Source organism: Flavobacterium tistrianum (genome assembly GCF_003254545.1).
In the GTDB taxonomy this organism is placed as follows: Bacteria; Bacteroidota; Bacteroidia; order Flavobacteriales; family Flavobacteriaceae; genus Flavobacterium; species Flavobacterium tistrianum.
In genome coordinates, this window is record NZ_QJRH01000068.1 from 167,372 (window position 1) to 192,333 (window position 24,962).

The 24,962-nt window shown below is 33.0% G+C and carries 22 protein-coding genes and 1 tRNA gene; 17 read left to right on the plus strand and 6 right to left on the minus strand.

Annotated features, from left to right (window positions below; translation table 11 throughout):
* The first annotated feature begins 142 nt into the window (after window positions 1–142).
* From DMB71_RS11305 to DMB71_RS11340, 8 genes are all read left to right on the plus strand, one after another.
* A complete protein-coding gene (locus tag DMB71_RS11305; protein ID WP_111366160.1) occupies window positions 143–1,267 on the plus strand; it encodes a lactonase family protein in 1,125 nt (374 codons plus the stop codon).
* 30 nt (window positions 1,268–1,297) lie between these two features.
* Window positions 1,298–1,849 (plus strand): GNAT family N-acetyltransferase, encoded by a 552-nt coding sequence (locus tag DMB71_RS11310; protein WP_111366161.1) that lies wholly within the window; start codon window positions 1,298–1,300, stop codon window positions 1,847–1,849.
* A gap of 53 nt (window positions 1,850–1,902) precedes the next feature.
* On the plus strand, window positions 1,903–2,484 hold the full coding sequence (locus tag DMB71_RS11315) for an LOG family protein (protein WP_111366163.1): 582 nt from the start codon (window positions 1,903–1,905) through the stop codon (window positions 2,482–2,484).
* A gap of 62 nt (window positions 2,485–2,546) precedes the next feature.
* Window positions 2,547–3,209, plus strand: coding sequence for a porin family protein (locus tag DMB71_RS11320; RefSeq protein WP_111366165.1), 663 nt, complete (start codon window positions 2,547–2,549; stop codon window positions 3,207–3,209).
* A 110-nt stretch (window positions 3,210–3,319) separates the two neighbouring features.
* Window positions 3,320–3,787 (plus strand): SRPBCC family protein, encoded by a 468-nt coding sequence (locus tag DMB71_RS11325; RefSeq protein WP_111366167.1) that lies wholly within the window; start codon window positions 3,320–3,322, stop codon window positions 3,785–3,787.
* 402 nt (window positions 3,788–4,189) lie between these two features.
* A complete protein-coding gene (locus DMB71_RS11330) occupies window positions 4,190–4,558 on the plus strand; it encodes an iron chaperone (protein WP_111366169.1) in 369 nt (122 codons plus the stop codon).
* A 42-nt stretch (window positions 4,559–4,600) separates the two neighbouring features.
* The gene (locus DMB71_RS11335; RefSeq protein ID WP_111366171.1) at window positions 4,601–5,500 is read left to right on the plus strand and encodes a TlpA family protein disulfide reductase; all 900 of its coding nucleotides are present in this window, start codon (window positions 4,601–4,603) and stop codon (window positions 5,498–5,500) included.
* 9 nt (window positions 5,501–5,509) lie between these two features.
* On the plus strand, window positions 5,510–6,193 hold the full coding sequence (locus DMB71_RS11340) for a 2'-5' RNA ligase family protein (RefSeq protein ID WP_111366173.1): 684 nt from the start codon (window positions 5,510–5,512) through the stop codon (window positions 6,191–6,193).
* A 95-nt stretch (window positions 6,194–6,288) separates the two neighbouring features.
* Here DMB71_RS11340 and DMB71_RS11345 read toward each other — a convergent pair whose 3' ends face one another.
* The 3 genes from DMB71_RS11345 to DMB71_RS11355 are packed head-to-tail and all read right to left on the minus strand — an operon-like array spanning window position 6,289 to window position 9,602.
* Window positions 6,289–6,648, minus strand: a complete 360-nt coding sequence (locus DMB71_RS11345) for a VOC family protein (protein ID WP_111366174.1) — start codon at window positions 6,646–6,648, stop codon at window positions 6,289–6,291.
* 33 nt (window positions 6,649–6,681) lie between these two features.
* Window positions 6,682–7,425: a DUF2625 domain-containing protein gene (locus DMB71_RS11350; protein WP_204251788.1), complete on the minus strand. Its 744-nt coding sequence runs from the start codon at window positions 7,423–7,425 to the stop codon at window positions 6,682–6,684.
* Between the two features lie 29 nt (window positions 7,426–7,454).
* A complete protein-coding gene (locus tag DMB71_RS11355; protein WP_111366176.1) occupies window positions 7,455–9,602 on the minus strand; it encodes a cation:proton antiporter in 2,148 nt (715 codons plus the stop codon).
* Window positions 9,603–9,891: 289 nt separating this feature from the next.
* Between DMB71_RS11355 and DMB71_RS11360 the strand changes: the two genes are divergently transcribed.
* From DMB71_RS11360 to ypfJ, 9 genes are all read left to right on the plus strand, one after another.
* Window positions 9,892–11,319: an L-serine ammonia-lyase gene (locus DMB71_RS11360; protein WP_111366177.1), complete on the plus strand. Its 1,428-nt coding sequence runs from the start codon at window positions 9,892–9,894 to the stop codon at window positions 11,317–11,319.
* Window positions 11,320–11,418: 99 nt separating this feature from the next.
* Window positions 11,419–12,615, plus strand: a complete 1,197-nt coding sequence (locus tag DMB71_RS11365; RefSeq protein WP_111366179.1) for an SH3 domain-containing protein — start codon at window positions 11,419–11,421, stop codon at window positions 12,613–12,615.
* 51 nt (window positions 12,616–12,666) lie between these two features.
* On the plus strand, window positions 12,667–13,485 hold the full coding sequence (gene panB / locus DMB71_RS11370; protein ID WP_111366180.1) for a 3-methyl-2-oxobutanoate hydroxymethyltransferase: 819 nt from the start codon (window positions 12,667–12,669) through the stop codon (window positions 13,483–13,485).
* 138 nt (window positions 13,486–13,623) lie between these two features.
* Window positions 13,624–13,974 (plus strand): four helix bundle protein, encoded by a 351-nt coding sequence (locus tag DMB71_RS11375; RefSeq protein WP_111366182.1) that lies wholly within the window; start codon window positions 13,624–13,626, stop codon window positions 13,972–13,974.
* 61 nt (window positions 13,975–14,035) lie between these two features.
* Complete coding sequence (locus tag DMB71_RS11380) at window positions 14,036–14,725, plus strand: RluA family pseudouridine synthase (protein ID WP_111366183.1); 690 nt, start codon at window positions 14,036–14,038, stop codon at window positions 14,723–14,725.
* A gap of 76 nt (window positions 14,726–14,801) precedes the next feature.
* Entirely contained in the window at window positions 14,802–16,130 is a 1,329-nt protein-coding gene (locus DMB71_RS11385; protein ID WP_111366185.1) for an aldehyde dehydrogenase, read from the plus strand.
* 119 nt (window positions 16,131–16,249) lie between these two features.
* Window positions 16,250–17,056 (plus strand): hypothetical protein, encoded by an 807-nt coding sequence (locus tag DMB71_RS11390; protein WP_111366187.1) that lies wholly within the window; start codon window positions 16,250–16,252, stop codon window positions 17,054–17,056.
* Between the two features lie 87 nt (window positions 17,057–17,143).
* Window positions 17,144–21,187, plus strand: coding sequence for a PAS domain S-box protein (locus DMB71_RS11395; RefSeq protein WP_111366189.1), 4,044 nt, complete (start codon window positions 17,144–17,146; stop codon window positions 21,185–21,187).
* Window positions 21,188–21,318: 131 nt separating this feature from the next.
* Complete coding sequence (gene ypfJ, locus DMB71_RS11400; protein ID WP_111366191.1) at window positions 21,319–22,173, plus strand: KPN_02809 family neutral zinc metallopeptidase; 855 nt, start codon at window positions 21,319–21,321, stop codon at window positions 22,171–22,173.
* 672 nt (window positions 22,174–22,845) lie between these two features.
* Here the strand turns inward: ypfJ and DMB71_RS11405 are convergent.
* From DMB71_RS11405 to DMB71_RS11415, 3 genes are all read right to left on the minus strand, one after another.
* Window positions 22,846–22,919: transfer RNA gene (locus DMB71_RS11405), tRNA-His, on the minus strand.
* A gap of 79 nt (window positions 22,920–22,998) precedes the next feature.
* Window positions 22,999–23,715 (minus strand): bacillithiol biosynthesis deacetylase BshB1, encoded by a 717-nt coding sequence (gene bshB1 / locus DMB71_RS11410; protein ID WP_111366193.1) that lies wholly within the window; start codon window positions 23,713–23,715, stop codon window positions 22,999–23,001.
* A 166-nt stretch (window positions 23,716–23,881) separates the two neighbouring features.
* Window positions 23,882–24,961, minus strand: a complete 1,080-nt coding sequence (locus DMB71_RS11415) for a chorismate-binding protein (protein WP_111366194.1) — start codon at window positions 24,959–24,961, stop codon at window positions 23,882–23,884.
* Between the last annotated feature and the right edge of the window lies 1 nt (window position 24,962).

Genomic DNA, 24,962 nt, shown 5'->3' on the forward strand with positions numbered 1-24,962 from the left:
GAATTGTGAGTTCTAAATCTATCCAATAGTCACCCTGAGCGAAGTCGAAGGGCGTTCCCATTAATACTAGGGCTTCGACTTCGCTCAGCCTGACAATGTGGGCAAAACTTGAAACCTGAAACTTGAAACAAACTTAAAAACCGTGAAAAACAAAATATTTTTTTTAGCACTTTTATTTCTCGTAACAACCAGCATCTTTTCTCAAAGCACATATGTCTTTTTAGGATCTTATAATCGTGATAAATCGGCAGAAGCAATTCAGGTTTATCAATTGGATACGGTGAAAGGAAAACTAATTAAATTTACTTCGGTTAAAAATATTGTGAATCCGTCTTATTTAACGGTTTCTCCAAACGGGAAATATGTTTATGCATGCACAGATACCAAAACTCCAAATGCAGGAAGCGTGAGCAGTTTTGAATTTAATACAAAGGCAAAAACTTTGACATTTTTGAACAGCCAGAGAAGCGGTGGCGAAAATCCAGTGTATGTTAGCGTGCATAAAAACGGAAAATGGCTGGCCAATGCCAATTATACAGAAGGAAGCGTTTCTATTTATCCAATTCTAGAAAACGGTAAAATCGATTCGATCGCGCAAAATTTTCAATATTCAGACGGAAGTGTAAACAAAGAAAGACAAACCAAATCTCATGTGCACTCGGCAGTGTTTTCTCCACAATGCAATTATTTGTTTTTACCTGATTTAGGCGCCGATAAAATACGTTGTTATGCTTTTGATGAAAATCAAAAAAAACCTTTAATCGAAACTCAAAATCCGTTTACGAAAACCGATTTAGAAGCTGGGCCAAGACATTTTACCTTTCATCCAAATCAAAAATGGGGTTATTGTATTGAAGAAATGGCGGGACAAATAAGCGTTTACAATTACGAAAATGGTGTATTGAGCAAAATTCAGCGCATTGCCACACATCCCGACAAAATCAAAGAAGGTTTTGAAAGTTCTGACATTCATATTTCTCCTGACGGAAAATTTCTTTATGCGACAAACCGAGGTAAGGAAAACAATATTGCGATATTCTCTATTGATGAAAACGGATTCTTGAAAAACATTGGTTATCAATCTTCATTAGGAAAACATCCTCGTATTTTTGCTATTGACGAAAGTGGAAAATTTCTAGTGGCTTCGAATGTTCAAACTAATAATATTGTTGTTTTTAAAAGAGATCCTAAAACCGGATTATTAAAGAAAGCAGGAAAACAGATTAAAATGCAAAATGTTTCCTGCGTGCAGATTAAAAAAATTTAACTTCAAACCATCAATCAAAAAACCAAAACAATGCAAACATCAAATTTCAATTTACAACCAGATTTCTTAGAAAATGAAATTTCAAAATTAATTCCTTTAGAAGAAAAACATTTTGAAGCATTATTTGAAGCTGCCTCTGATCCACTAATTTGGGAACAGAACCCTGTAAAGGATCGATATACAAGAGAAGGTTTTAAAACTTATTTTGACATAATAATCACAAAAAGTTCGTTTTTAATTCTTGACAAACAAACCAATGAAGTTATGGGAACAACAAGTTTTTATGACTACAATCCAGAAAAATCGAATGTTGGAATTGGCTACACTTTTATTACAAGAAAATATTGGGGTGGACCATATAATAAGTCAAACAAAAAACTAATGATGGATTATGCTTTCCAGCATGTTAATTCGGTGCTTTTTCACATTGGAGCAGAAAATTTCCGATCTCAAAAAGCCGTTTTAAAACTCGGTGCAGAAAAAATTAATGAGTTGACATTTTCTATTAATGGCGCTGATTTCCCCTATTTTGAATATGAACTAAAAAAAATGATGAATTATGAGTTACGAATTATAAGTTGACAATAACTTGTAATTAGATCCAACTCATAACTAATAACTCATAACTCAAAAGAATGAAAAGAATAACTGTTTTCTGCGCCTCTAGTTTTGGCACTGAAAAAATTTACGAAGAACAAGCCGTTGCTTTAGGAAAAACTTTAGCTGAGCAAAATATAGAATTAGTTTACGGAGGAGCAAATGTAGGCTTAATGGGTGCTGTTGCAGACGGAGCTTTAAATGCAGGCGGAAAAGTAATTGGTGTGCTTCCGAACTTTTTAAGATCAAAAGAAATTGCGCATTTAGGTTTAACTGAATTAATTTTGGTAGAGAGCATGCACGAAAGAAAAACCAAAATGAACGATTTGTGCGATGGAGTAATTGCGCTTCCGGGAGGTTTTGGAACACTAGAAGAGCTTTTTGAAATGTTGACTTGGGCACAATTAGGATTGCACAAAAAACCAATTGCTGTTTTAAACGTAAATGGCTATTACGATTCCCTGATTGAGTTATTGCAAACTATGACCGAAAAAGGATTGCTCAAAGAAGTAAATCGAGAAATGCTTTTGGTAAGTGACAATATTGATGATTTGTTGGATCAAATGAAAAATTATGTTGCGCCAACTGTTGGAAAATGGATTGATAAAAAGAACGTTTAATTTTAGCTAGTAAAAGCTAAATACATATATTCGCCCTTCAAAATTAACTAGCCAATTACTAAATGAAAAAAATTACTCTACTCCTTTTTACAATTACTTTAATCACATTCAAAACAACTGCACAAGAATCAAAATTTAAATTTGGTGTGCAAGCAGGCTTAACTTACTCAAGTTTTAGAGGTTATGAATCTTTTGCAGATGAAAAACCTGGCTTTTCTTATTTATTTGGAGTTTCATCACAATACCAAATAAATGAAAGCCTATCTTTAAGAGCAGATTTAAATTACGACAGAAAAACACAAACTTCAAAAGGAGAAGGTACTTATACTTCGGATACACCATATAACCGTTATAGCATTAAAGCAACTAACTACTTTAACTATATTACACTTCCTATAATGTTAAAATTCAATTTTACCCGAAATAAGAGTTTTTATATTAATGGAGGGCCTTATTTTGGTTATTTGCTTAAGTCTGGTTGGAAATATGAAACTTCTGGCATACAAAACTCAAATGAAAATTTAGAAGACACAAAATACAGTAAATCAATGGATTTTGGAATTTCAGCTGGATTCGGAAAAGAATTTAAACTAAATGACAATCACAACATCTATATTGAATTACGAGAAAATTTAGGTCTAACAGATATTGCTAAATACCCTATTCGATCTGATGGATCAATGAAAACAAATTCTCTTAATTTAATCGCTGGATTTACATTTTAATTAAATTTTAGCACATAATAATATCTGAATTCCTAAATTAGAAGTTTAAAAGTAAATTAATTTAAAATTTACTTTTAAACTTCTAACAAATAACTTCTAATCTAAAAAAAATGAAAACAGAAAACAACAAATATGCAAAGGCCGAAATGCTGATTAGAAAACCTGTTTCAGAAGTTTTTCAGGCTTTTATTGATCCACAGATTACCAGTAAATTTTGGTTTACAAAAGGATCGGGAAAATTAGAAGAAAACCAAAAAACCGAATGGACTTGGGAAATGTATGGTTTCTCTCTTTCTGTAACGACACTAGTCATTCAAGAAAACAAAAAAATTGTTATTGAATGGGGAAATCCAGACGAAATTACTTTAGTCGAATGGGTTTTTAGTCCGTTGAACGAAAATGAAACTTTTGTGAGTATCACCAATTCTGGTTTTCACGGAGATTCAGATAAAATAATCGATCAGGTTCGTAATTCAACTGAAGGTTTTACTTTGGTTCTTGCTGGAGCAAAAGCTTATTTAGAACATAATTTAAGATTGAATCTGGTTCTAGATCGTTTTCCGAAGGGACTCGCTTAATTTTTTTAACCGCATAGTCTTTTTTTTTTACCGCAAAGCACGCAAAGATTTACGCAAAGTACGTTAAGTTTTTTTGAGAGTCATTTAAAATGAAAAAGTTCACAAAGCTTTGTCTAGACAAAGTTTTTTTATAGACTATGCTTTACGGCCTTTGCTTTTAAATTTTACCGCAAAGAACGCAAAGGATTACGCAAAGTATCCTAAGTTTTTTTGAGAGTCATTTAAAAATGAAAAAGTTCACAAAGCTTTGTCTAGACAAAGTTTTTTTATAAACTATGCTTTGCGAACTTAAAATATAGATTTTGCTTAGTTGTTGTAGTAAAAAAAACTTAGCGCACTTTGCGGTAAAAATTTAACCGCAAAGAAAGTCAACTTGAAACGTGAAACCTGAAACAAAAAACTATGGAAGTTAAAAAACCCGAGAATATAGACGAATACATTGGCGGATTTCCGAATGACGTTCAGGAAATTCTTGAGAAGGTTCGAATGACGATTCAGAAAGCGGCTCCAAATGCTAAAGAAAAAATCAGTTATTCGATGCCGGCTTTTGAGCAGAACGGAATTGTGGTTTATTTTGCGGCTTTCAAAAACCATATCGGACTTTACGCTCTACCTTCTGGGCATGCTGCATTTGCCGAAAAACTTTCGAAGTATAAATCAGGGAAAGGTTCTGTTCAATTTCCTTTGAAAGAGCCAATGCCTTTTGACTTAATTGCTGAAATTGTTAAGTTTAGAGTAAAAGAAAACCTTGAAAAAGTAAAAAAGAAATAATTATTAGATTCAATTTTCTTATCATTTGTAAAGTCTTATTCAATGAAAAAAATAAACTTTCTTTTTTTACTTTTTGCCTTTTTTGTAACCTTTTTGAGTTTTGCTCAAGACGAAGCCACAATTGAAAAAGAAATTTTAGAACTTCATAAACCCACAAAAAAAGTTCGTGATTCAATCGTAAAACTGCAAAAAGAAGTGTATTCAAAAATTGCAATTGAAAAAGACTCCATAATTAAAAACCAATTAAATCTTCGTTTGGATGAATTGGAAAATGCAAAAGATCAAAATGATATTGACGAATTAAAACTTGATTTTGTTTTTGCTAAAAATCATCCTAATTCATACTGTGCGTTACAACTTATACGAATTCATGTTGGTCGTTTTATCGGAATGAATTTTTATGACACTTTCGTGGAAGTTTTTGAAAATTTCACGCCAGAAATAAAAAATTCTGAAAAAGGGCAAGAAATGTTCGAGAAACTTAAATATTTTAAACAAAGTAAAGTTGGAAGTCCTGCTCCCTACTTTAATCTGAAAGATATTGATAATAAAGACATTTCGCTTGCCGACTTTAAGAACAAACAATATGTTTTAATTGATTTCTGGGCGAGCTGGTGTGCTCCTTGCCGCGAAGAATTACCGTATATTAGAGAGTTATACAAAAAATATAATTCACTAGGTCTTGAAATTATTAGCATTACAAAAGATGAAAAATCAGATGCTTGGAAAAAGGCCATTGAAAAAGACAAAATCGAATCTTGGAAACACATTTCGATTTTAGAAAATAACAGTTCTATAGACACCGATTATTTCGTTAATGGAATCCCTCACAAAGTCCTTATTGATAAAAACGGCATTATTATTGGAAAATGGAAAGGTGGCGGAGAAAACAATAAACATGATTTACAAAAGCTTCTAAAATCAATTTTTGAAGCAGAATAACGTACAGAAATGAATTTAACCGAACATTACGATCAGCTTTATAAAACATCTTCTGAAATCATTTCGGCAGGAAAATATTCTATTGACTCTGAACTTAAAAATGAATCAGATTTCCGTTTCGGAATTACGTTGCTTATTCGCCCAAATGATGAGATTAAAGCTAACATTCAGACTTTTATCAACGAATTAAAAAAAGCTGAACCTGAGCAGTATTTTTATCCCGATTCAGATATTCATATTACGGTTATGTCGATTATTTCTTGTTCAGAAAATTTTAAGTTAAATCAGATTTCTCCAAACGAATATATTGAGGTAATTTGCAGAAGTCTTGTTGAAGTGGAGAAAATCAAAATCCATTACAAAGGTATAACCGCTTCTCCATCGGCCATAATGATTCAAGGATTTCCAAGTGATGAAACGTTAAATAATCTTAGAAATAGGCTTAGAGAGAATTTCAAAAAATCGGAATTACAGCAATCTATAGACAGCCGATATGAAATTTCTACCGCGCATTCTACGATAATGCGTTTTCAGGAAAAACTTCAAAATCCGAAAAAATTAATTGAAATTGCAGAGAAATTCCGTGATTATGATTTTGGAGAATTTGAAGTCAAAAATTTAGAATTGGTTTATAATGACTGGTATCAGCGAAAAAGCACAACTCGAGTTTTGGGTGATTTTGGATTGAGGTAGTTTTTTTAGCCACGAATTCACGAATTTATGTTAATAAAATTAAGTTGAATTGTGAATTCAATTTCTCAAATCGTAAACACAATCCATATATTTATTTACTTGAACTTTCCAAAATGCCATAAAACTCCCGAAGGGTCATGCAGAAAACACTCGCTTCCCCAATCTAAATGGCGAGTTGGCGTTAATTTTACACCATATTTTTCAGTCAAATTAAGCGCTAACAATTCATTATAATAACGATCCACATCATCCACTTCAAGAAAAATCATAGTATTTTCGTTCCAGCTTTTATCATAATAATCTTGAAGATAAAAAGCAATTTCTCCCGTTTTAAAAACAGAAAAATTAGATTCTAAAACCGTTTCTTCAAATCCTAAATCTCGATAGAAACTTCTTGATATTTCAAAATTTCTAGAACCTATAAAGGGGCGTATTGACTTAGCATTATGATTCATATTTATGTCTTTTTGAAATTACTCTTCCAATTTTCACTTTTCAAAACCAAGCTGTTTTCTCAAATCAAGATTAAGACCATACTGTTCCTGAATTGGGATCACCTTTCTTGTATTTTTATTTACATCGCTTCCTTCAGCAGTCCAGAGAAAAGGATAAAAATTAAAAACTTCATCGCCTTTTAACTTTGACACTTCTTCGCGCCAGCCATTCCATCTGTTGCCTTCATAGAATTTATCCAGATCATTATTAAAACAAAAACCTAAAAACTCCGAGTACGTAATATCAAGTGGCTCGTATTCTAAATTATCAGGCGCGAAATAATAAATCTTTCCCAAATCATTTCCTAATCCGCCACCGTTCAATAAATAAAAACCGCCAATTGCGTCATCAGCAATCAACAAAAAACTTGGCGTTTCGCCAAACTCGTTAAATGACTTTCCTTTATTCCAATCAGGTAATGTTCTATTAAATTTTGCACTTCCAGAACCCAAAATCCTAATCCAGCCATCATCTACTAAAAGACCTCCCGTCATAAAAATTACGGCTCCCATAGTTGACCTTGTCGTAACTTGAGTTTTAAATAAAGTTTCATTTGCTCTCACTGGATCAACTGGTAAAATCTCAACTTTATTTTTGGCAGTTTTAATCCACTCTTCTACAATTGGCCAACCTGGATCGGCTTTATCTATAAGTTCTTTTGTGTTTTTCATTTTATTCTGTGCATTTACTGTAAAAGTAATTGCGATTAATACAATTAACAGAAGTTTTGGTTTCATCTATTCGATTTGCAACTTTAAAAGATTGTCTAGTTTTTCTTCAAAATACTTCCAATACCTCGCCCAATCTGCTCTATAGCTTCAATTCCTTTTGCTAAAGGTGATGCCGTAAAATCTTCGTAAGCATCCATTGCGCTTTCTTTACGATCGTCTTGCGGATAGACCAGTATTACATTATTGCTGTCAAAATATTTCTCAAATTTCTGTGGCAGTTTATCAAAAATAGACTGATACGAAACAGAGCCTTTTCTAGAAAGGTTGAAGACAACTAAATCGGTTGGTTTTATTTCATCTGAAATATTTTCAAAATCTTCCCAATCTGAAACATTTTTGAATCCTAATTTTGCATTTAGCTTTAAATTATTAGCGATCTGCTGAATAGTTTCGTGCGTTTTGTATTCGGCATGAAGCACAATCGGAATGCTTAATTCCTGTGATAAGCGACATATTTTCTGAAGCAACAGATGAAATCCAACACCTCTTTCAGAAAACGGAGGACAGATAAAAATCAGTCTTTTTTCTTCGATAAAATTCTTCTGGAATCTACAGATAAACAAAGTCTTGTCGACATTATTAATTATAGAATCTACATTTTCTCCAAAAATTTTATCGATAAATCCTGTTTTTCTTGGCCATCCTACAATCACAATATCAGACATGATTTCTTTTGAAGTTCTAGCAATTCCGCTTGCGGGATTATGATCAATTCTGGCAATGGTATTGATTTTAACTTCTGAAGCCGAACCTTGAATAACAAATTTATCAGCTGCTTTTCTGTACTTCAAAATATTTTTTTCCGCCTGATTGTTATTAGGAACAATTGTCAGTAAAGTAACTGGGTTAGAAGATTTTTTATCTTTTATCAAAAGGGCAAAATCTAGTAAACTTGCCGCTGCCGAAGTTTTAGCCAGTGGAATCAAAATATGCTCGTCAAGGATTTGGTCTCTTCCTGTATCTTCATGTGAAAATTCTTCTTCGCAGATTGCAATTTTCTTTGCTGCCTTTTCAGTGGCAAACGAAGCTACAATACAGGTAATCAGAATTAAGATAATGGTTCCGTTTAAGATATTTTCGTCTAAAATTTTAGCTTTATACCCTACCAGAATTACAGCTAACGTTGCTGCCGCGTGCGCACTGCTTAATCCAAAAATAAGCTGTCTTTCGGTTCTGGTGTACTTAAAAACAATTTGAGTAAAAAATGCTGCAATCCATTTTCCAAATATCGCCACAACACTCAAAGTTCCGGCCACGATCAAAGCTGTTGGTCCACTTAAGATAACGCTTACATCAACTAACATTCCAACTGAAATTAAGAAAAACGGGATGAATAATGAATTTCCAATAAATTCTATTCTATTCATTAAAGCAGAAGAATGTGGAATAAGAGGATTTAACGCCAAACCAGCAACGAAAGCTCCAATAATTGGCTCCACTCCTGCTACTTCGGCCAAAAAGGCTGCAAAGAAAACGACAGAAAGCACAAAAATGTAATGAGCATGTTTTTCACTTTCTAATTTCTTGAAAAACCATTTTGCAACACGCGGAATAATTACAAACATTATGGCAGAAAAAATAGCTAAAGAAATTATTAGTTTTACCCAAAATGCTTGATTTAAATTCCCTTGAGCGCTTCCCATAATTACGGCCAGAATAATCAAAACGGCAGTATCTGTCAAAATAGTTCCTCCAACGGTAATGGCAACCGCCTGATTTTTGGCAATTCCCAATTTACTTACAATAGGATACGCCACTAAGGTGTGTGTTGCAAACATACTCGCAGTTAAAAAACTGGCATTAAAATCATATTGAAGCAAGTAAAAACAAACTGGAAAACCTATAGAAAGTGGCAGAATAAACGTAAAAAAACCAAAGAGCAAACTCTTATTTCGGTTGGCTTTAAACTCATTCATATCCAATTCCAATCCTGCAATAAACATAATATACAAGAGCCCAATTGTCGAAAATAAATCGACCGCAGAGTTTTTTGCTAAAATGTTTAATCCGTGTGGACCTATAATAACACCCGAAATAATAAGTCCGATAATTCCCGGGATATTAATCTTTTTAAGTAAAATCGGTGAAAGCAGAATTATAAAAAGTATTAATGAAAAAATTAATACAGGATTGCTTAAAGGTAACTCGAATTCTTGTAATAGATGTCTGAAAAATTCTATCATATGGTAACTTTATCTTCTTGTGGTATTATAATTTGTAAAAAGACATTTTCAAACAAAATCCATGAAGTATTAATATTGAAGAATCGAGTATTTTTTACAACTCGTTCTTTTACAAAAATACCTAAAAATAGCTAACTTTTTACGCAAAGCGCATATTAAGGTTTTAAATTTATTTCGTTGCCGAATTATTAAATTTTAATATCTTTTTTAACAAATATGCAAGATTAACATTCAAAAAATAATCATAATTGCATTATTCGATTATCTTTGTCTTAATAAAAATTGAACAATGGAAGAATGTATCTCTGTTTTTGATATGCTTAAAATTGGCGTTGGCCCTTCAAGCTCACATACTTTAGGTCCTTGGCGTGCTGCCGAACGTTTTCTTGAAGAGCTCAAAGACGAAGCAATTTTAGACGATATTACTAGAGTAAAAGTCGACTTATATGGCTCACTTTCTTTAACTGGAAAAGGCCACGCAACAGATCTTGCCGTAATGCTCGGATTGAGCGGACAAGATCCTGAGTATATTCCTGTTGAAGATATCGCAGGAATTATTAAAAAAATCGAAACTACAAACGAAATCAATTTGGGCAACCAAAAAGTGATTCCGTTCTTTTTCCTTCAAGACATTGTTTTCAATAAAGACTTTCTTCCGTTTCATGCCAACGGTTTGAAATTTACAGCTTATAAATCTGATGATTCTGAATACGAATCTACTTTTTATTCTATCGGAGGCGGATTTGTTGTAAAAGAAGAGCGTACTAATGCGAAAGAAAAGAAAGCCATAAAATGTGCATTTCCTTACCCAATTCAAAATGCAGCCGAATTATTGAATTATACGATTACTGAAAACAAAACAATTTCTGAAATTGTATATCAAAATGAAATTTCGATGCGTCCGGAAGCCGAAGTGCATTCTGAATTAATGCGTATCTGGAATACAATGCTAGAGTGTATGTACATAGGCTGCCACTCTGAAGGTATTCTTCCTGGTGGGCTTCACGTACGCAGAAGAGCTTTTGACATGCACCAAAATTTAATTGGATTATCAAATTATACTGATCCGCAAAGCTGGTTGGAAGAAATCAGAAAAACTGAAGTTAAATTTCGTCAGATTTTAAAATGGGTTAGCTGTTTTGCACTTGCCGTGAATGAAGTTAATGCTTCTCTTGGACGTGTTGTTACAGCACCTACAAATGGAAGTTCTGGAGTAATTCCGGCCGTTTTAATGTATTATATGGTTATTGAAAACCATAATGCAGGCGAAAAAGAAATCAAACAATTTTTGATGGTTGCCGGAGAAATCGGAAGCATCTTCAAAAAAGGTTCTACTATTTCTGCAGCAATGGGCGGATGTCAGGCTGAAATTGGTGTTTCTTCTGCAATGGCAGCTGGAGCTTTATGCGAATTAATGGGCGGAACTCCTGCTCAGGTTCTTATGGCTGCCGAAATCGCAATGGAACATCATTTAGGTTTAACCTGCGATCCTATTGGCGGCTTGGTTCAGATTCCTTGTATTGAAAGAAATACCATGGGCGCCATTAAAGCGATAAATGCAGCTGAATTAGCTCTAGAAACTGATTCTAAAAATGCTAAAGTTCCTTTAGACAAAGTAATTAATACGATGTGGGAAACAGCAAAAGATATGAATTCAAAATACAAAGAAACTTCTGAAGGAGGTCTTGCAGTTGCCGTAAATATGGCTGATTGCTAAAAATTAAGTTGCCACGAATTCCACAAATTGCCACGAATTATTTTTATATAAATTAGTGCCAATTTGTGGAATTCGTGGCAAAAAAATATAGAAACATTCATGAAAAAACTTTACTTTCTATTTGCTTTTTGCTCTTCTTTTTTACTGCACTCTCAAGAAATATACTATATAAAATCGGACACAAGATTATTTACTTCTAAGAACAAATCATCTGATTTTCTGGGCTATTTTAAATATGGAGCATCTATAAAATTACTATCTAAAAACGAAAACGGATGGTATAAAATACAATCTGATAATTTTTCTGAAGGCTATGTTGAGGCAAAATATATTGCAGAAACACTCAATGCATCTGATATCAAAACAAAAGATAAAGAAAACCCAATCATTGAAAGTGGCGATAATTATTATGGTAGCCCTCATTTATTTGTTTTAGCTGCAGGCTTGAAAGCACGCGCAATGCCTGATAAAACTTCAAAAATCAGAGAAATTTTATTTACTGGAGATCCTATTCCTGTAAATTATTACCCTAAAAACCAAGATGAATGGGTTAATATCAGCGGTACATTTAGAGATGAATATAACAAATTTGTACAAAGAAAATATATTGGACAACGTCCTGATTTTGACAAATTAATTAATGAATTTGACAAACTGGATGTTTCAAAAATAAATGAAAGAAAAACACTAAGCGAACGAATTGTAGAGCTTGCTTGGAATAGTGGTTACAAAAAACTAGCACCTGCTTATCAGCGTTATTCTGCTGTTGTAAAGCAGATTAATGATGAAAAATTAATTTCGGAAACAGAACTAAATGAACTTTTAGCTAGAAAACTAGGACAACAAAAGACTTTTGATGAAATTACAGCTATTTCTAAAAAAGCAGAATTTTTACTAAAAGGAGTCAAAACCAAAACATTCAATCTTCCGCTTAGCGAACTTTTAAAACTGTATAATCAGCCTTTAAAAAAGAAAACCATGGAAGACGGATGTGGCATTTATTTAAGTGATACTTTTTATTATTATTCCGATTTGGAAGTTTCTGTAGATGAAAGCAAAAATCTGGTTGAAATTGTAAAAGTTTTTTTAAATGAAAACAACAAATTTATTCTCAATTCAAAAACCGTTTTTGATTATAAGCTCACTGAAAGAGACTTTATCGAAAAATATGGGACCTATATTGAAACTTCTCTAAAAACTCCACATCACTACTCATTAAACTTAGAAGATGGACAAATTCAGCTACAATTTAAAGACGGAAAACTATTTTCTGTCGAAATATTCTATAATTGCTGATTCCCCTTTTACAATTATTCAATACTTTTACATTATCAAAAAAACAATAAAATGTCAGTAGCAAAAAAAGATTATAAAAGAATCACAACAAAGTCATTAATTGAAATGAAAAGCAATGGAGAAAAAATCTCTATGCTTACTGCGTATGATTACACAATGGCAAAAATTGTTGATACCGCTGGTATTGATGTAATTTTAGTTGGTGATTCGGCATCAAACGTAATGGCTGGTCACGAAACTACTTTGCCTATTACTTTAGATCAGATGATTTATCATGCTTCTTCTGTAGTTCGCGCTGTAGAAAGAGGTTTGGTTGTAGTTGACTTGCCTTTTGGAAGTTATCAGTCAGATTCAAAAGAAGCTTTACGTTCTTCTATCAGAATCATGAAAGAAAGTGGTGCACACGCTGTGAAATTGGAAGGCGGAAAAGAAATTAAAGAGTCTATCAAAAAAATATTAAATGCTGGAATTCCAGTTATGGGACATTTAGGACTAACTCCTCAGTCTATCTATAAATTCGGAACTTATACGGTTCGCGCTAAAGAAGAAGAAGAAGCTGAGAAGTTAATCGAAGACGCTCAAATGCTAGAAAAAGTAGGATGTTTTGCTGTTGTTTTAGAAAAAATTCCTGCTGCTCTTGCTAAAAAAGTAGCTGATAGTATTTCTATCCCAGTAATCGGAATTGGAGCTGGAGGCGGTGTTGACGGTCAAGTTTTAGTAATTCACGATATGTTAGGAATGAATAACGAATTCAGTCCACGCTTCTTGCGTCGCTACTTAAATCTTTACGAAGAAATGACAAAAGCAATCGGACAATATGCTGCAGATGTTAAGTCTAGTGATTTTCCTAATGCTAATGAACAGTATTAAAGTTAGACTTGCTTAGATTTTTAGACATACTTAGACTTCTTAGATCTTATTCTTAAATTTATATAATTGAATAAAACTCTAAGAAGTTTAATTTTTGAAATCTTAAGCTCATACCAAAAACCATCAATAATTTAAGCCATGCATCAATTCAAAGAGCTTTTGATCTGGAAGAAAAGCAGATCATTTTGTTCTAAAGTTTATTCTGTAACAGCCACATTTCCTAGTGAAGAAAAATTTGGAATAATTAATCAATTAAGAAGAGCTTCAGTATCAATCCCTTCAAATATTGCAGAGGGTTCTTCAAGAAATTCAAATAAAGATTTTGCTCGTTTTTTAGAAATTGCTATCGGATCAGCCTATGAAGTTGAAACACAACTTTTAATTTCATCTGATTTAGGATTTATAAATGAAGAAAGCACAACTGAATTAATTAATTTACTGGAAGAAATCACTAAAATGACATCCCGATTTAGAGCGACATTATTGTAAAAACAAAAAAAAGTCAAAATCTAAGAAGTCTAAGTATGTCTAAAATCTAAGCAAGTCTAATATGAAAATTCTTTCTAACAAAAACAATCTCCAAATTTTACACGAAGACAATCACATAATTGTGGTTAACAAACGTGTGGGAGATATTGTGCAGGGAGATAAAACTGGCGATAAACCATTATCTGATGTAGTAAAAGAATACATTAAAGCAAAATATAATAAACCTGGTGATGTTTTCTTGGGTGTTATTCATCGTTTAGATCGTCCTACAACTGGAATTGTGGTTTTTGCTAGAACTAGTAAAGCGTTGTCCCGAATGAATGAATTATTCAGCAATCGTGAAACGAAAAAAACATATTGGGCTGTCGTAAAGAATAAACCAAAAGAGGCAAAAGCTAAATTGGTTCATTATTTAAAACGAAACGAAAAAAATAACACTTCAAAAGCACATTTAAAAGAAGTTCCAGACAGTAAATTAGCTAGTCTAGATTATACAATCATCAAAGAACTTCAAAATTATACCGCTCTAGAAATCAATTTACACACGGGGCGTCATCATCAAATTCGCGCACAGCTATCTGCAATTGGTTCTCCAATTAAAGGAGATTTAAAATATGGAGCAGACCGAAGTAATCCTGATGGCGGAATTCATCTTCATGCCCGAAAATTAACTTTTGTGCATCCTGTTTCAAAAGAGAATATCACAATTATTGCTCCTACTCCAGATGATTCGATTTGGAATGCTGTATGATTTTTATGATTTAATTGTTAAATTTTTAAATTTTATCGATTAACTTGCAGGGAGAAAAAAACAAGCTAATCGAAAAATGGATTATAAAAGCAACATCGGATATCGAAAGGAAACTCTAAAAAAGTTATTGTATAATATTCAGAAAAGCGAAGATTTAATTGTAAAAGCTTTATACGATGACTTTAAAAAACCTGAGTTCGAGGCTGTTTTGACTGAAACCAATTACGTCATTTCAGAACTGAAAGATGTTATAAAAAACATTAATAAATGGGCAAAACCCAAACGTGTCCTTCCGTCAATTCTCAACTTTCCTTCTAGCGATTACATTTATAATGAACCTTACGGAGATGTACTGATTATCGCTCCTTGGAATTATCCTTTTCAGCTAGCTTTATGTCCGTTGGTTGCTGCAGTGGCCGCAGGAAACAGAGTAGTTTTAAAACCTTCTGAACTTACACCTCATACCTCTGCCATAATTGCAAAAATTATAGAAAAAACGTTTCATGTTAATCATGTAGAAGTTTTTGAAGGAGGAATCGAAGTTTCTAATAAACTCCTTGCACAACGCTGGGATTATATCTTTTTTACTGGAAGCGTTGCGGTAGGTAAAATTGTTGCAAAAGCGGCAGCAGAAAATTTAACTCCAGTTACACTCGAATTGGGAGGAAAGAATCCATGTATTATTGATGAAACTGCCAACTTAAAACTCGCTGCAAAACGAATTGTCTGGGGAAAATTTATTAATGCCGGCCAGACTTGCATTGCACCCGATTATATTCTGATTCAGAAAAATATGAAGGTCAATTTCATTTCATATTTAATTGAAGAAATCATTAAAGCTTATGGAAAAAAAATTGACAAATCTCCAGATTTTGCACGAATTATAAATACAAAAAATTGGTATCGACTAACCAATATGATTCAAAACGAACATGTTTTGTTTGGTGGAGAAAGCGATGCCAACAAATTATATATAGCACCAACAATTCTTGAAGAACCAGATTTGGATAGTCCTGTTATGAAAGAGGAAATTTTTGGTCCTATTCTGCCAATTCTAGTTTACGAAAATGAAAATGACATCGAAAAAGTTGTCAGTCGTTATGAGAAACCTCTTTCATTTTATATTTTTAGCGAAAATAATTCTTTCGTTCAGCAATTACTGGCAAAATACTCCTTTGGAGGAGGCTGTATCAATGATTCTGTTATTCATTTTTCTAATAATAGATTGCCTTTTGGCGGTGTCGGCCACAGCGGAATTGGAGCTTATCATGGTAAACGAAGCTTTGATACATTTTCTCACCATAAAGCAATTGTCAAAAAAGGAAATTGGCTTGATTTACCTATGCGTTATGCACCTTACAAAAACAAACTAGCTTCCATCAAACGAGTTTTGGACTGGCTATAAGTCAGTTAAAACATTTCGGAATGTTTTATAGATTTTTATACCAAATTGATTAAAAATATTATATTTACGTCAAGATACCTTTAAAATATTACAAGTCTATAAAACAATTTTACATAAAAATGAAATCTACACGTGACCAAATTGAGGACATTAAAAAAAATGGCTTTTCCCTTGATTTTTCTACAGTTTTTAATCACGCATTCGAAAACTATAAAAAAATAGCTCTTTATTCGGGACTTATCATTTTGGTCTTAACCATTATCATTGTGATGGCATATGTGGGAATATTGATAGCTTATTTTGGAATCGAAAGCCTAAAGCAAGATTATCTAAAGGAATTCGCAAATCAAAATTTTACAGCTGTTGAGCTTTTAGTCCAAACTATTGGATTTTCTGTGCTAGCAGCATTAATAGCTCCTTTTGGCGCAGGATTTTTAAAAATGGCAGATTCTGCTGATAAGGATATTGAATTTAACGTCTCTACAATGTTCTCCTATTACAAAGGAAAATATTTTGGACAGATTTTCATCGCAGCTATTATCGCCGCTATTACAGGAAACTTACTTTCTAATTTAATTAGAAGTTTAAATATTCCATTTGGAGAATTAATTGCTTTTGCAATTCCCTACATTATATCCTATTTCGTTTATTTGTCGACCCCTCTAATTATTTTTGGAAATTTAACAGGAATAGAATCTTTGAAAGCAAGCATTAGAATAGTTACTAAAAATCCACTAAATATATTTGCATTTTTCATCATAGGTTTTTTGGGTGCTTTAGTAGGACTTGTTGCATGCTGTGTAGGAGTAATATTTACTGCAGTTTTTAACAGTTCAATGCAATATGCAACTTATTTTGCCATTTTTGGAACACAATCTGAAGAAGAGGATTCAATTGATTCAATCGGAAAATACAATGTAGATTAAAATCGAAAATTCTTAATCATAGAGAACCTAACCACTTCTTTTAAGAATTTTCAAACGCTATTTACTTAACTAACATACCCAAATTCTATGGTCGCAAACTGTAGTTTTTTCAATTCGGTTATCTCAGGAATTTCCGCTAGCGGAAATGCCTTCGAATCAATTATGACCGGATGGTATGTGTTTAATCCTGATATCATTTATTACAACAACCATAAACTTGTTGTTTTAGGTTTATCGCTCATTGCCTTTCTTTCGCTTTTAGTCTACCAATTTTTTAAGATTAAAGCCAAAATTGGATATTTCATTGAAAAAAAGAAAGAACAAGAAACCGTAAGCAAAGAATACCAGCTTTATATTCTATTTTTCGGTATCGCAGTAATAGTTATCGAAATCATCAATGAAATTTTCAAAATCAGACCCAAAAGTCTTTTACTGGTAAATGTTCTAATTGGTATTTTTGTTCTTATTATTTACATGATAACAAACAAAATCAAATGGATGAGAGATCATATCCAGCAGATTTTTATTTCATGTTTTTTCATTTATATCAGTTACGTTTCTTACAATATTGTCACTTTACGAAATGATGTTGTACCAATAATTGTATTCCTAATTTCCTTTTTCTTTTCGTACAATATTCTCAAGCCCATAAAAATTTATTGGTCTTTTGTCGGTTTAACCTTTACCTTTTTAATTGCTACATTAGCATTTCATCTCATTCCAATAAAATCTTCTATTTTATTGCTTAATTTCTGCATTCTAATCTTCATTATAAATCAGGTAAAATATGCTGTTTTATTAAACAATCGAGACAATTTTAGGTTTGCTAGCGAAATCGTTCACAAAGGAAATTCGCTTACAATAGCCTCAAATCAAAAAAGCGAAATACTCTTTTGCAGCGAAACCATAACTCCTATTTTAGGATATCAGCCAGAAGAGGTCATGGGGGTAAAATTCTGGGAGCTAACTCAAGATTCTGAAGAAAAATTAAATCCTATCAAAAACCACGAAAACAAACTCTACATCAGGAAATTAAAAACCAAAAGTGGCGAATACAAATATATCCAATGGAAGGACAAAAAGTTCTCAGAAGATTTAATCATAAGTATCGGGCAAGATGTTACAGAGCAGGTTATCGTTCAAGATCAATACAAAAATTTAATTCAGACTGCAACCGATATCATTTTTGAAATTAATGCAGAAGGTTATTTTACTTTTATAAATGAATTTGGTTTTTCTACTCTCGGCTATACCGAAAGCGAAATCATTAAAAAACACTATTCCAATTTTATTCATGAAAACTACATCACTAGTGCTGTCGATTTTTATGAAAATTTAGTTATAAATGAAAATAATTATCCGATTATTGAAATCCCCGTTCTGAAGAAAAATGGTGAAGAAATGTGGATTTCGCAAAAAATCATTGTACGTAAAAATGATTTAGGATTAACAACTGGTTTTTCTGGTATTGCAAGAGATATTACTGAAAAAAAGAATATTGAAAACGAGAAAAAAAGACGTCTTAAAAAAATTGAAGCTTACAATAGTTCGACCAAAAAATTATCGACTACTGATTTTAGCAAATATGACGAACTAAACACAATCATTAATTTAATATTAAAAGAAGCTGCCACGATAAGCGATGTCAATCGTGTAAGTTTCTGGAAATATGATAACGATCTCATTACTTGCAAAAATCTCTTTAGCCTTGACAATCAAAGTTTAAGTGACAAAAACATTTTAAACAAAGAGTCCTATCCTATTTATTTTGAAACATTAAATAACAAAGCCATTATAAATGCTCCAGATGTATTTAATAAATTGGAAACATCTGAATTTCAAAAACTTTACTTTACAAAAAACAACATAAAATCAATGCTAGATGTTCCTATTTTCTTAACAGGACAATTGGCAGGAGTTGTATGTTTTGAAAGCACGGAGCATAAACGCGAATGGGATAATGAGGATATTAATTATGCAAGAACTATTTCAGATGTAATTTCGCTTGCTATTTCTTCACAAATGCGATTGGAAGCAGAAAGGAAATTAGAACTCAAAAGCCAACTTTTGTCTGCACTTTCTCTATGCACAGAAAAGTTCCTGCTAAGCAAAACCACGCATCAAATGTTTCAGGAAACGTACAACATTATTGGAAAAGCAGCCAAAGTAGACCACATGTATTACTACGAAAAAGATGCAATCTACAATACAGTAAGCCAGAAATATAAATGGTCGCGCGAAGGAGTTACTCACCAGATAACACCACTTCGCCATATGACAGAAGAAAATCTGCGAGAGATTTATGACGTGGCCTCGCAGAGAAAAATCCTAAATACGTTAACCCGAAATCTTAATGATGGTTTTTTCAAAAAGCTTTTAATCGATAACGAAATCCAGTCGATTTTAATTTTGCCGATTTACATAAATGACATTTTCACTGGCTTTATTGGCTTTGATGATTGTACGACAGAAAGAAAATGGTCTGAAGACGAAATTAATATCTTTCAGGTTTTAGCAAATAACATTTCGTCTGCATTAGAAAGAAACCGAAATGAAACTAAAATTATCGAAAGCGAAGAAAAATTCAAACTGATTGCCAACAATATTCCAGGAACGGTTTATTTATCAAAATTTGATGCTTTCTCAACCAAAATATTCTTAAATGACGAGGTCTCAAACCTTACAGGATACTCAAAATCTGAATTTATTGAAAATAATTTATCTTTTCTATCGTTAATTCATCCTGAGGATAAAGAAGAAGTAATTAACAATCAAATCGATAATCTCCAAAACGGAATGCCTTTGCATAATGTATATCGCATTAAGCGCAAAAGCGGAGAGTATATTTGGATAGAAGAATTTGGAGACGTAATTAAGCGAGATGATGAAATTGAATTTGTTGGCGGAATTTATTTTGATATTACAAGTAAAAAAGAAATTGAAGACGCCATAAAAGCCAAACAGCTGGCAGAAGCCGCAAGCAAATCAAAATCTGACTTTTTAGCCAATATGTCGCATGAAATTAGGACTCCTCTAAACGGAATTATTGGTTTTACACATTTATTAATGAAAACAGATTTAGAGGAAATTCAAGAAAAATACATGACCACAATTAACCAATCGGCTCATTCTCTTCTTGAAATTATTAATGATATTCTAGATTTCTCAAAAATTGAGGCCGGAAAATTAGAGCTCTTTATTGATTTGTATGATATCAAAAAAATCTTAGGGCAAGTTTTTGATTTAATTATCTACGAATCCAACAAAAAAAACCTGGAACTTGAATTGAATATTGATCCTGAAGTTCCTAAATATATCTGGACAGATATTGTGCGTCTCAAACAGATTTTGATTAATCTGCTTTCTAATGCGGTTAAATTTACAATTGAAGGCTCCATCAAATTAAATGTTTCGGTTTTAGAAAAAAAGCACAATAATTTCGTGATCCGCTTTGCTGTAATCGATACAGGAATTGGCATTTTAGAAAAAAACCAGAAGAAAATTTTCAGAGCCTTTTCGCAGGAAGACAGTTCTACTACTCGAAAATTTGGAGGAACTGGACTCGGTTTAACCATATCCAATCAGTTGCTTGCTTTAATGGAAAGCCGTTTACAGCTAGAAAGCAAAATTGATGAAGGAAGCACTTTTTTCTTTGACTTGAATTTAAAAACAAGCAACCAAAGCATTAATGACAAATACAACGCCGAGCTCAAAAGCTTAAACATCGATCTGGATTCTGACGAAATCGAGACAAATGGCAACAATATTACTTTTTTAATCGTCGAAGACAACAAAGTAAACATGCTTCTTCTTAAGACGATTATAAAAAATCTGTATAATAACGCTTTTATTTTCGAATGTGAAAATGGATACGAAGCCATTCAGCAATTTGAAAAAATTAACCCGACCATCATTTTTATGGATATTCAGATGCCGATTATGAATGGTTATGAAACAGCCAAAGCCATTAGAAATACTAAAAAAGGACGCGATATTCCAATAATAGCAGTTACTGCTGGCGCAGAAAAAGAAGAACGCAACAAATGCATTTCTGCTGGAATGGACGATTATATTTCTAAACCAATTATGAAAGGAAGTGTTGAAGAAGCTTTAATTAAATGGCTGGGATAATTTTTAGTTTTATTCACAGACCATTTGTCGAAACTGAAAACTAAACATAAACGTTTCAATTGTAAAATTTATCATAAAAAATCTATAAATTCGTACAACGTTTCAATCAAAAAATAAAAAAACAATTCAATATGAAATGGCAAGGCAGAAGACAAAGTGATAACGTCGAAGACAGAAGATCAATTTCCGGCGGAGGTAAAGCAATAATTGGCGGTGGAGTTATCGGAATCATTGTTTTGCTTCTGAATGTTTTTGGCGGTGAAACTGGCCAACAGATAGCACCAATTCTTGAACAAATGCAAGGCGGTCAAGGTCAGCAGACAGAAGCTGCAGCTCCTTTAAGCAAGGAAGATGAAGAAATGGGAAATTTTGTTAGAGTTGTTTTGGCAGATAATGAAGACATTTGGAGTAAAATTTTTACTGAAAATGGCATGACCTACGAAAAACCCAAACTAGTACTTTTTAAAGGATCTGTACAAACGGCCTGCGGAGGTGCATCATCGGCTTCCGGCCCTTTTTATTGTCCAGGAGATAGAAAAGTATATATGGACTTAGGTTTCTTTGAAGAGCTAAAAAGTAAATTTGGTGCAAAAGACGGTGATTTTGCCATTGCCTACGTTATAGCGCATGAAATTGGCCATCACATACAAACTTTGCTTGGTACGTCTGCAAAAATGCGTCAGGAACAGCAAGGAAAAAGTGAAGCCGAAGCTAATAAATTATCTGTTGCTCTAGAATTACAAGCTGACTTCTACGCTGGCGTTTGGGCACATTACAATCAGGAAAATTTAGATACTGGAGACATCGAAGAAGCATTAAGTGCTGCAAATGCTGTTGGAGACGATGCCATCCAGAGTAAAATGCAAGGACATGTAGTTCCAGATTCTTTTACCCATGGAACTTCAGAACAAAGAATGTATTGGTTTAAAAAAGGTTTTAAAACTGGCGACATTAAACAAGGAACTACATTTGAAGAAATTCGATAATACATAAACCAAAATATAATAACCACCAGAAAAGCCCAACTATACAGTTGGGCTTTTTTAATTTCCAATATTTTAAAAATTCTAAACTCTAATTATGTTTAGGGATAAGAAATCTCATTCTTTTCAATTACCTCTCAATATTTAAAACATAGCCAGCGGTTTCAACCGCTGGAACGCAACGATTGCACAATCCGTGCCATTGCATATGCGAACGTTCCCGTGGTTGAAACCACAGGCTATATTCGAAATTTGGATTTTGGAGTTAAAAATCGATCGAAATTTTAGATATTAAAAAATTTTGAAGTCCTCTCTTTTTGGAGATCGCAATTTTCAGTCTTACTCTAAAATGATCTTATATAAATTTAATTTTTTCAGCGCCATACAAAAAAACATAAACAGCGGTCAACCGCTGGAACACAACGATTGCGCAATCCATGCCCTTACATATGCGAACGTTCCCGTGGTTGAAACCACGGGCTATATTTAAAATTCGAAATTTGGATTTTGGAATTAAAAATCTATCAAAATTTTAGATTCTAAAAAAATTAAAGCCTCCTCTTTTTAAACTTAATAATTTCCAGTCTTACTCTAAAATGATCTTATATAACTTATATGGTTCACAAAATTAAACGCACAAAAAAAGCCTTGAATTTCTTCAAGGCTTTAAATCTGGGTGGCTGACCGGGTTCGAACCGGCGACCCGCGGCACCACAAACCGCTACTCTAACCAGCTGAGCTACAACCACCATTTTTCTGCTTAGCGAGTGCAAATATAGAACAAAGGTTGAGTTCTACAAAGAAAAAAATGAAAAATTTTCATAAAAATTACATCAAATTTTCTAAGCTATTGACTGCCAAACATCTTTCAACTGTAAAACCTTCGGCAAAATCTTTACCAACTAGTCTTCCTAAGTCTTTTGCACGATAATTTAAGCTTTCAAAAAAGTTTTTACTCGTTATTGGCGTTGCAGGTTCATTTGAATTTGGATCATAAAATTGGGTTTTATAAGCCATAATCGCTTCCACTTTCTTTTCTTCGAATCCTGTAATATCCACAACGAAGTCTGGAGTAATATTTTTCCACTGAATATAATGGTAAACCACTTTTGGTCTCCACGCTTCTTGTGGCACTTCATCTATCGAAGTTTTGATTTTCATCAAACCAGATAAAAAGGAAGCATCAGAAACCAGTTTGCTTCCTTTTCCGTGATCGATATGGCGATCGTCAACTGCATTACATAATACAATTTCAGGTTTATACTTGCGAATCATTTTAATGACTTCTAATTGATGCTTTTCATCGTTAACGAAAAATCCATCGCGCATGGCTAAATTTTCACGCACAAGAACTCCTAAAATCTTCGCAGCATCTTTTGCTTCCTGATCTCTAATTTCTGCAGTTCCGCGAGTTCCTAACTCACCACGCGTTAAATCTACAATACCTACTTTTTTACCAAGCGATACTTCTTTTAAAATGGTTCCAGCGCAACCTAATTCTACGTCGTCTGGATGTGCACCAAAGGCTAATATGTCTAGTTTCATAATTTTTAATATCAATGCCAAAAATCAATTTCAATAACAATTCTGATAAATTAAAATTGATTTTTGATTTTTTTGTTTGTTTTGTTTCAGGTTTCAGGTTTCAAGTTTAGTCGCAGTCTCAGTAACTGCAAACTGCGACTGCGACTGAAAACTCATAACTAATAACTCATAACTCATAACTCATAACTCTCAAGACTCTTTTCATCGTCATCGATTTATTGACGCTTTCTTCCCATTCTTTTTCAGGAATACTTTCTTTTGTGATTCCGCATCCCATGTACAGAATGGCTTTATCTTCCTGAATCTGCATGCATCGTAAATTTACAAATAAATCAGAACTTGCATTATTTCCTGCAAAAGTGCTGTTTAATTCGCCTAAGAAACCTGTATAGAAAGTTCTGTCGTAATTTTCGTTTTCCAAAATAAATGCTTTCGATTTCTTTTTAGAAAGTCCGCAAACAGCTGGAGTTGGATGCAAAGTATCAATTACTTCTTCTAAAGTTGAATTATCTTTTAAAACTCCAGAAATATCCGTTTTAATATGCCAGATTGACCCTGCTTTTAAGCTATAAGGTTCAGAAACTACAACCGAAGCGGTAAATTCGCGAAGGCGTTTCACAATAAAATCGGTCACAAATTGCTGTTCGTCTTTTTCTTTCTGCTGCCAAACAATTTCAGTTTCCTGATTATCTTTTTGTGTTCCTGCCAGAGCCATGGTTTCAAAAACATTTCCGTTTGCCTTTAAAAGTTTTTCAGGCGTTGCTCCCATCCAAAGTCCTATTTTCGGATGAAAAAAGCAATAACAGAATGTCGCTGGATATAATTGAACCAAATGCTGAAAAGTTTCAATAAAATCAAATTCAGCCAAAGGCACTTCTTCGCTTCGCGATAAAACTACTTTTTTGAATTCTTCGTTTTTTATGGCCTGAATTCCCTGAGCCACTAAATATTCATATTGAAATTTAGCTTCAGGATCAAAACTTAAATCATCAATTTCAATTGGTTCAAATGAAGTCATTTCTTTTTCAGCAGTAATAATTTCAGATTCATTTTCTGGAATCAGGATCAATTGTCTTTCATCAAAAGAAGCAAAAACAAATCCTTTTTCGCTGTAATCAGAAACCGTATTTAAATTATTATTTTGCTGTAAAATCCCAACGTAATTTTCTGTATTGGGTTTTAAATAAAGCACAAAAGGTAAATTCTGTTCTTTATGATTTTTAATTTTTAAGAAAAATGAATTCATA

What these genes read in the sequence shown, in the direction of transcription:
- DMB71_RS11335 (WP_111366171.1), top strand. Translation starts at nt 4,601, where the DNA reads ATGAAAAAAATAAACTTTCTTTTTTTACTTTTTGCCTTTTTTGTAACC.
- DMB71_RS11330 (WP_111366169.1), top strand. Translation starts at nt 4,190, where the DNA reads ATGGAAGTTAAAAAACCCGAGAATATAGACGAATACATTGGCGGATTT.
- DMB71_RS11350 (WP_204251788.1), bottom strand. Translation starts at nt 7,425, where the DNA reads ATGAAACCAAAACTTCTGTTAATTGTATTAATCGCAATTACTTTTACA.
- DMB71_RS11375 (WP_111366182.1), top strand. Translation starts at nt 13,624, where the DNA reads ATGCATCAATTCAAAGAGCTTTTGATCTGGAAGAAAAGCAGATCATTT.
- DMB71_RS11310 (WP_111366161.1), top strand. Translation starts at nt 1,298, where the DNA reads ATGCAAACATCAAATTTCAATTTACAACCAGATTTCTTAGAAAATGAA.
- DMB71_RS11385 (WP_111366185.1), top strand. Translation starts at nt 14,802, where the DNA reads ATGGATTATAAAAGCAACATCGGATATCGAAAGGAAACTCTAAAAAAG.
- DMB71_RS11340 (WP_111366173.1), top strand. Translation starts at nt 5,510, where the DNA reads ATGAATTTAACCGAACATTACGATCAGCTTTATAAAACATCTTCTGAA.
- DMB71_RS11315 (WP_111366163.1), top strand. Translation starts at nt 1,903, where the DNA reads ATGAAAAGAATAACTGTTTTCTGCGCCTCTAGTTTTGGCACTGAAAAA.
- DMB71_RS11390 (WP_111366187.1), top strand. Translation starts at nt 16,250, where the DNA reads ATGAAATCTACACGTGACCAAATTGAGGACATTAAAAAAAATGGCTTT.
- DMB71_RS11395 (WP_111366189.1), top strand. Translation starts at nt 17,144, where the DNA reads ATGGTCGCAAACTGTAGTTTTTTCAATTCGGTTATCTCAGGAATTTCC.
- panB (WP_111366180.1), top strand. Translation starts at nt 12,667, where the DNA reads ATGTCAGTAGCAAAAAAAGATTATAAAAGAATCACAACAAAGTCATTA.
- DMB71_RS11415 (WP_111366194.1), bottom strand. Translation starts at nt 24,961, where the DNA reads ATGAATTCATTTTTCTTAAAAATTAAAAATCATAAAGAACAGAATTTA.
- DMB71_RS11320 (WP_111366165.1), top strand. Translation starts at nt 2,547, where the DNA reads ATGAAAAAAATTACTCTACTCCTTTTTACAATTACTTTAATCACATTC.
- DMB71_RS11360 (WP_111366177.1), top strand. Translation starts at nt 9,892, where the DNA reads ATGGAAGAATGTATCTCTGTTTTTGATATGCTTAAAATTGGCGTTGGC.
- DMB71_RS11345 (WP_111366174.1), bottom strand. Translation starts at nt 6,648, where the DNA reads ATGAATCATAATGCTAAGTCAATACGCCCCTTTATAGGTTCTAGAAAT.
- ypfJ (WP_111366191.1), top strand. Translation starts at nt 21,319, where the DNA reads ATGAAATGGCAAGGCAGAAGACAAAGTGATAACGTCGAAGACAGAAGA.
- DMB71_RS11355 (WP_111366176.1), bottom strand. Translation starts at nt 9,602, where the DNA reads ATGATAGAATTTTTCAGACATCTATTACAAGAATTCGAGTTACCTTTA.
- DMB71_RS11365 (WP_111366179.1), top strand. Translation starts at nt 11,419, where the DNA reads ATGAAAAAACTTTACTTTCTATTTGCTTTTTGCTCTTCTTTTTTACTG.
- DMB71_RS11325 (WP_111366167.1), top strand. Translation starts at nt 3,320, where the DNA reads ATGAAAACAGAAAACAACAAATATGCAAAGGCCGAAATGCTGATTAGA.
- DMB71_RS11380 (WP_111366183.1), top strand. Translation starts at nt 14,036, where the DNA reads ATGAAAATTCTTTCTAACAAAAACAATCTCCAAATTTTACACGAAGAC.
- bshB1 (WP_111366193.1), bottom strand. Translation starts at nt 23,715, where the DNA reads ATGAAACTAGACATATTAGCCTTTGGTGCACATCCAGACGACGTAGAA.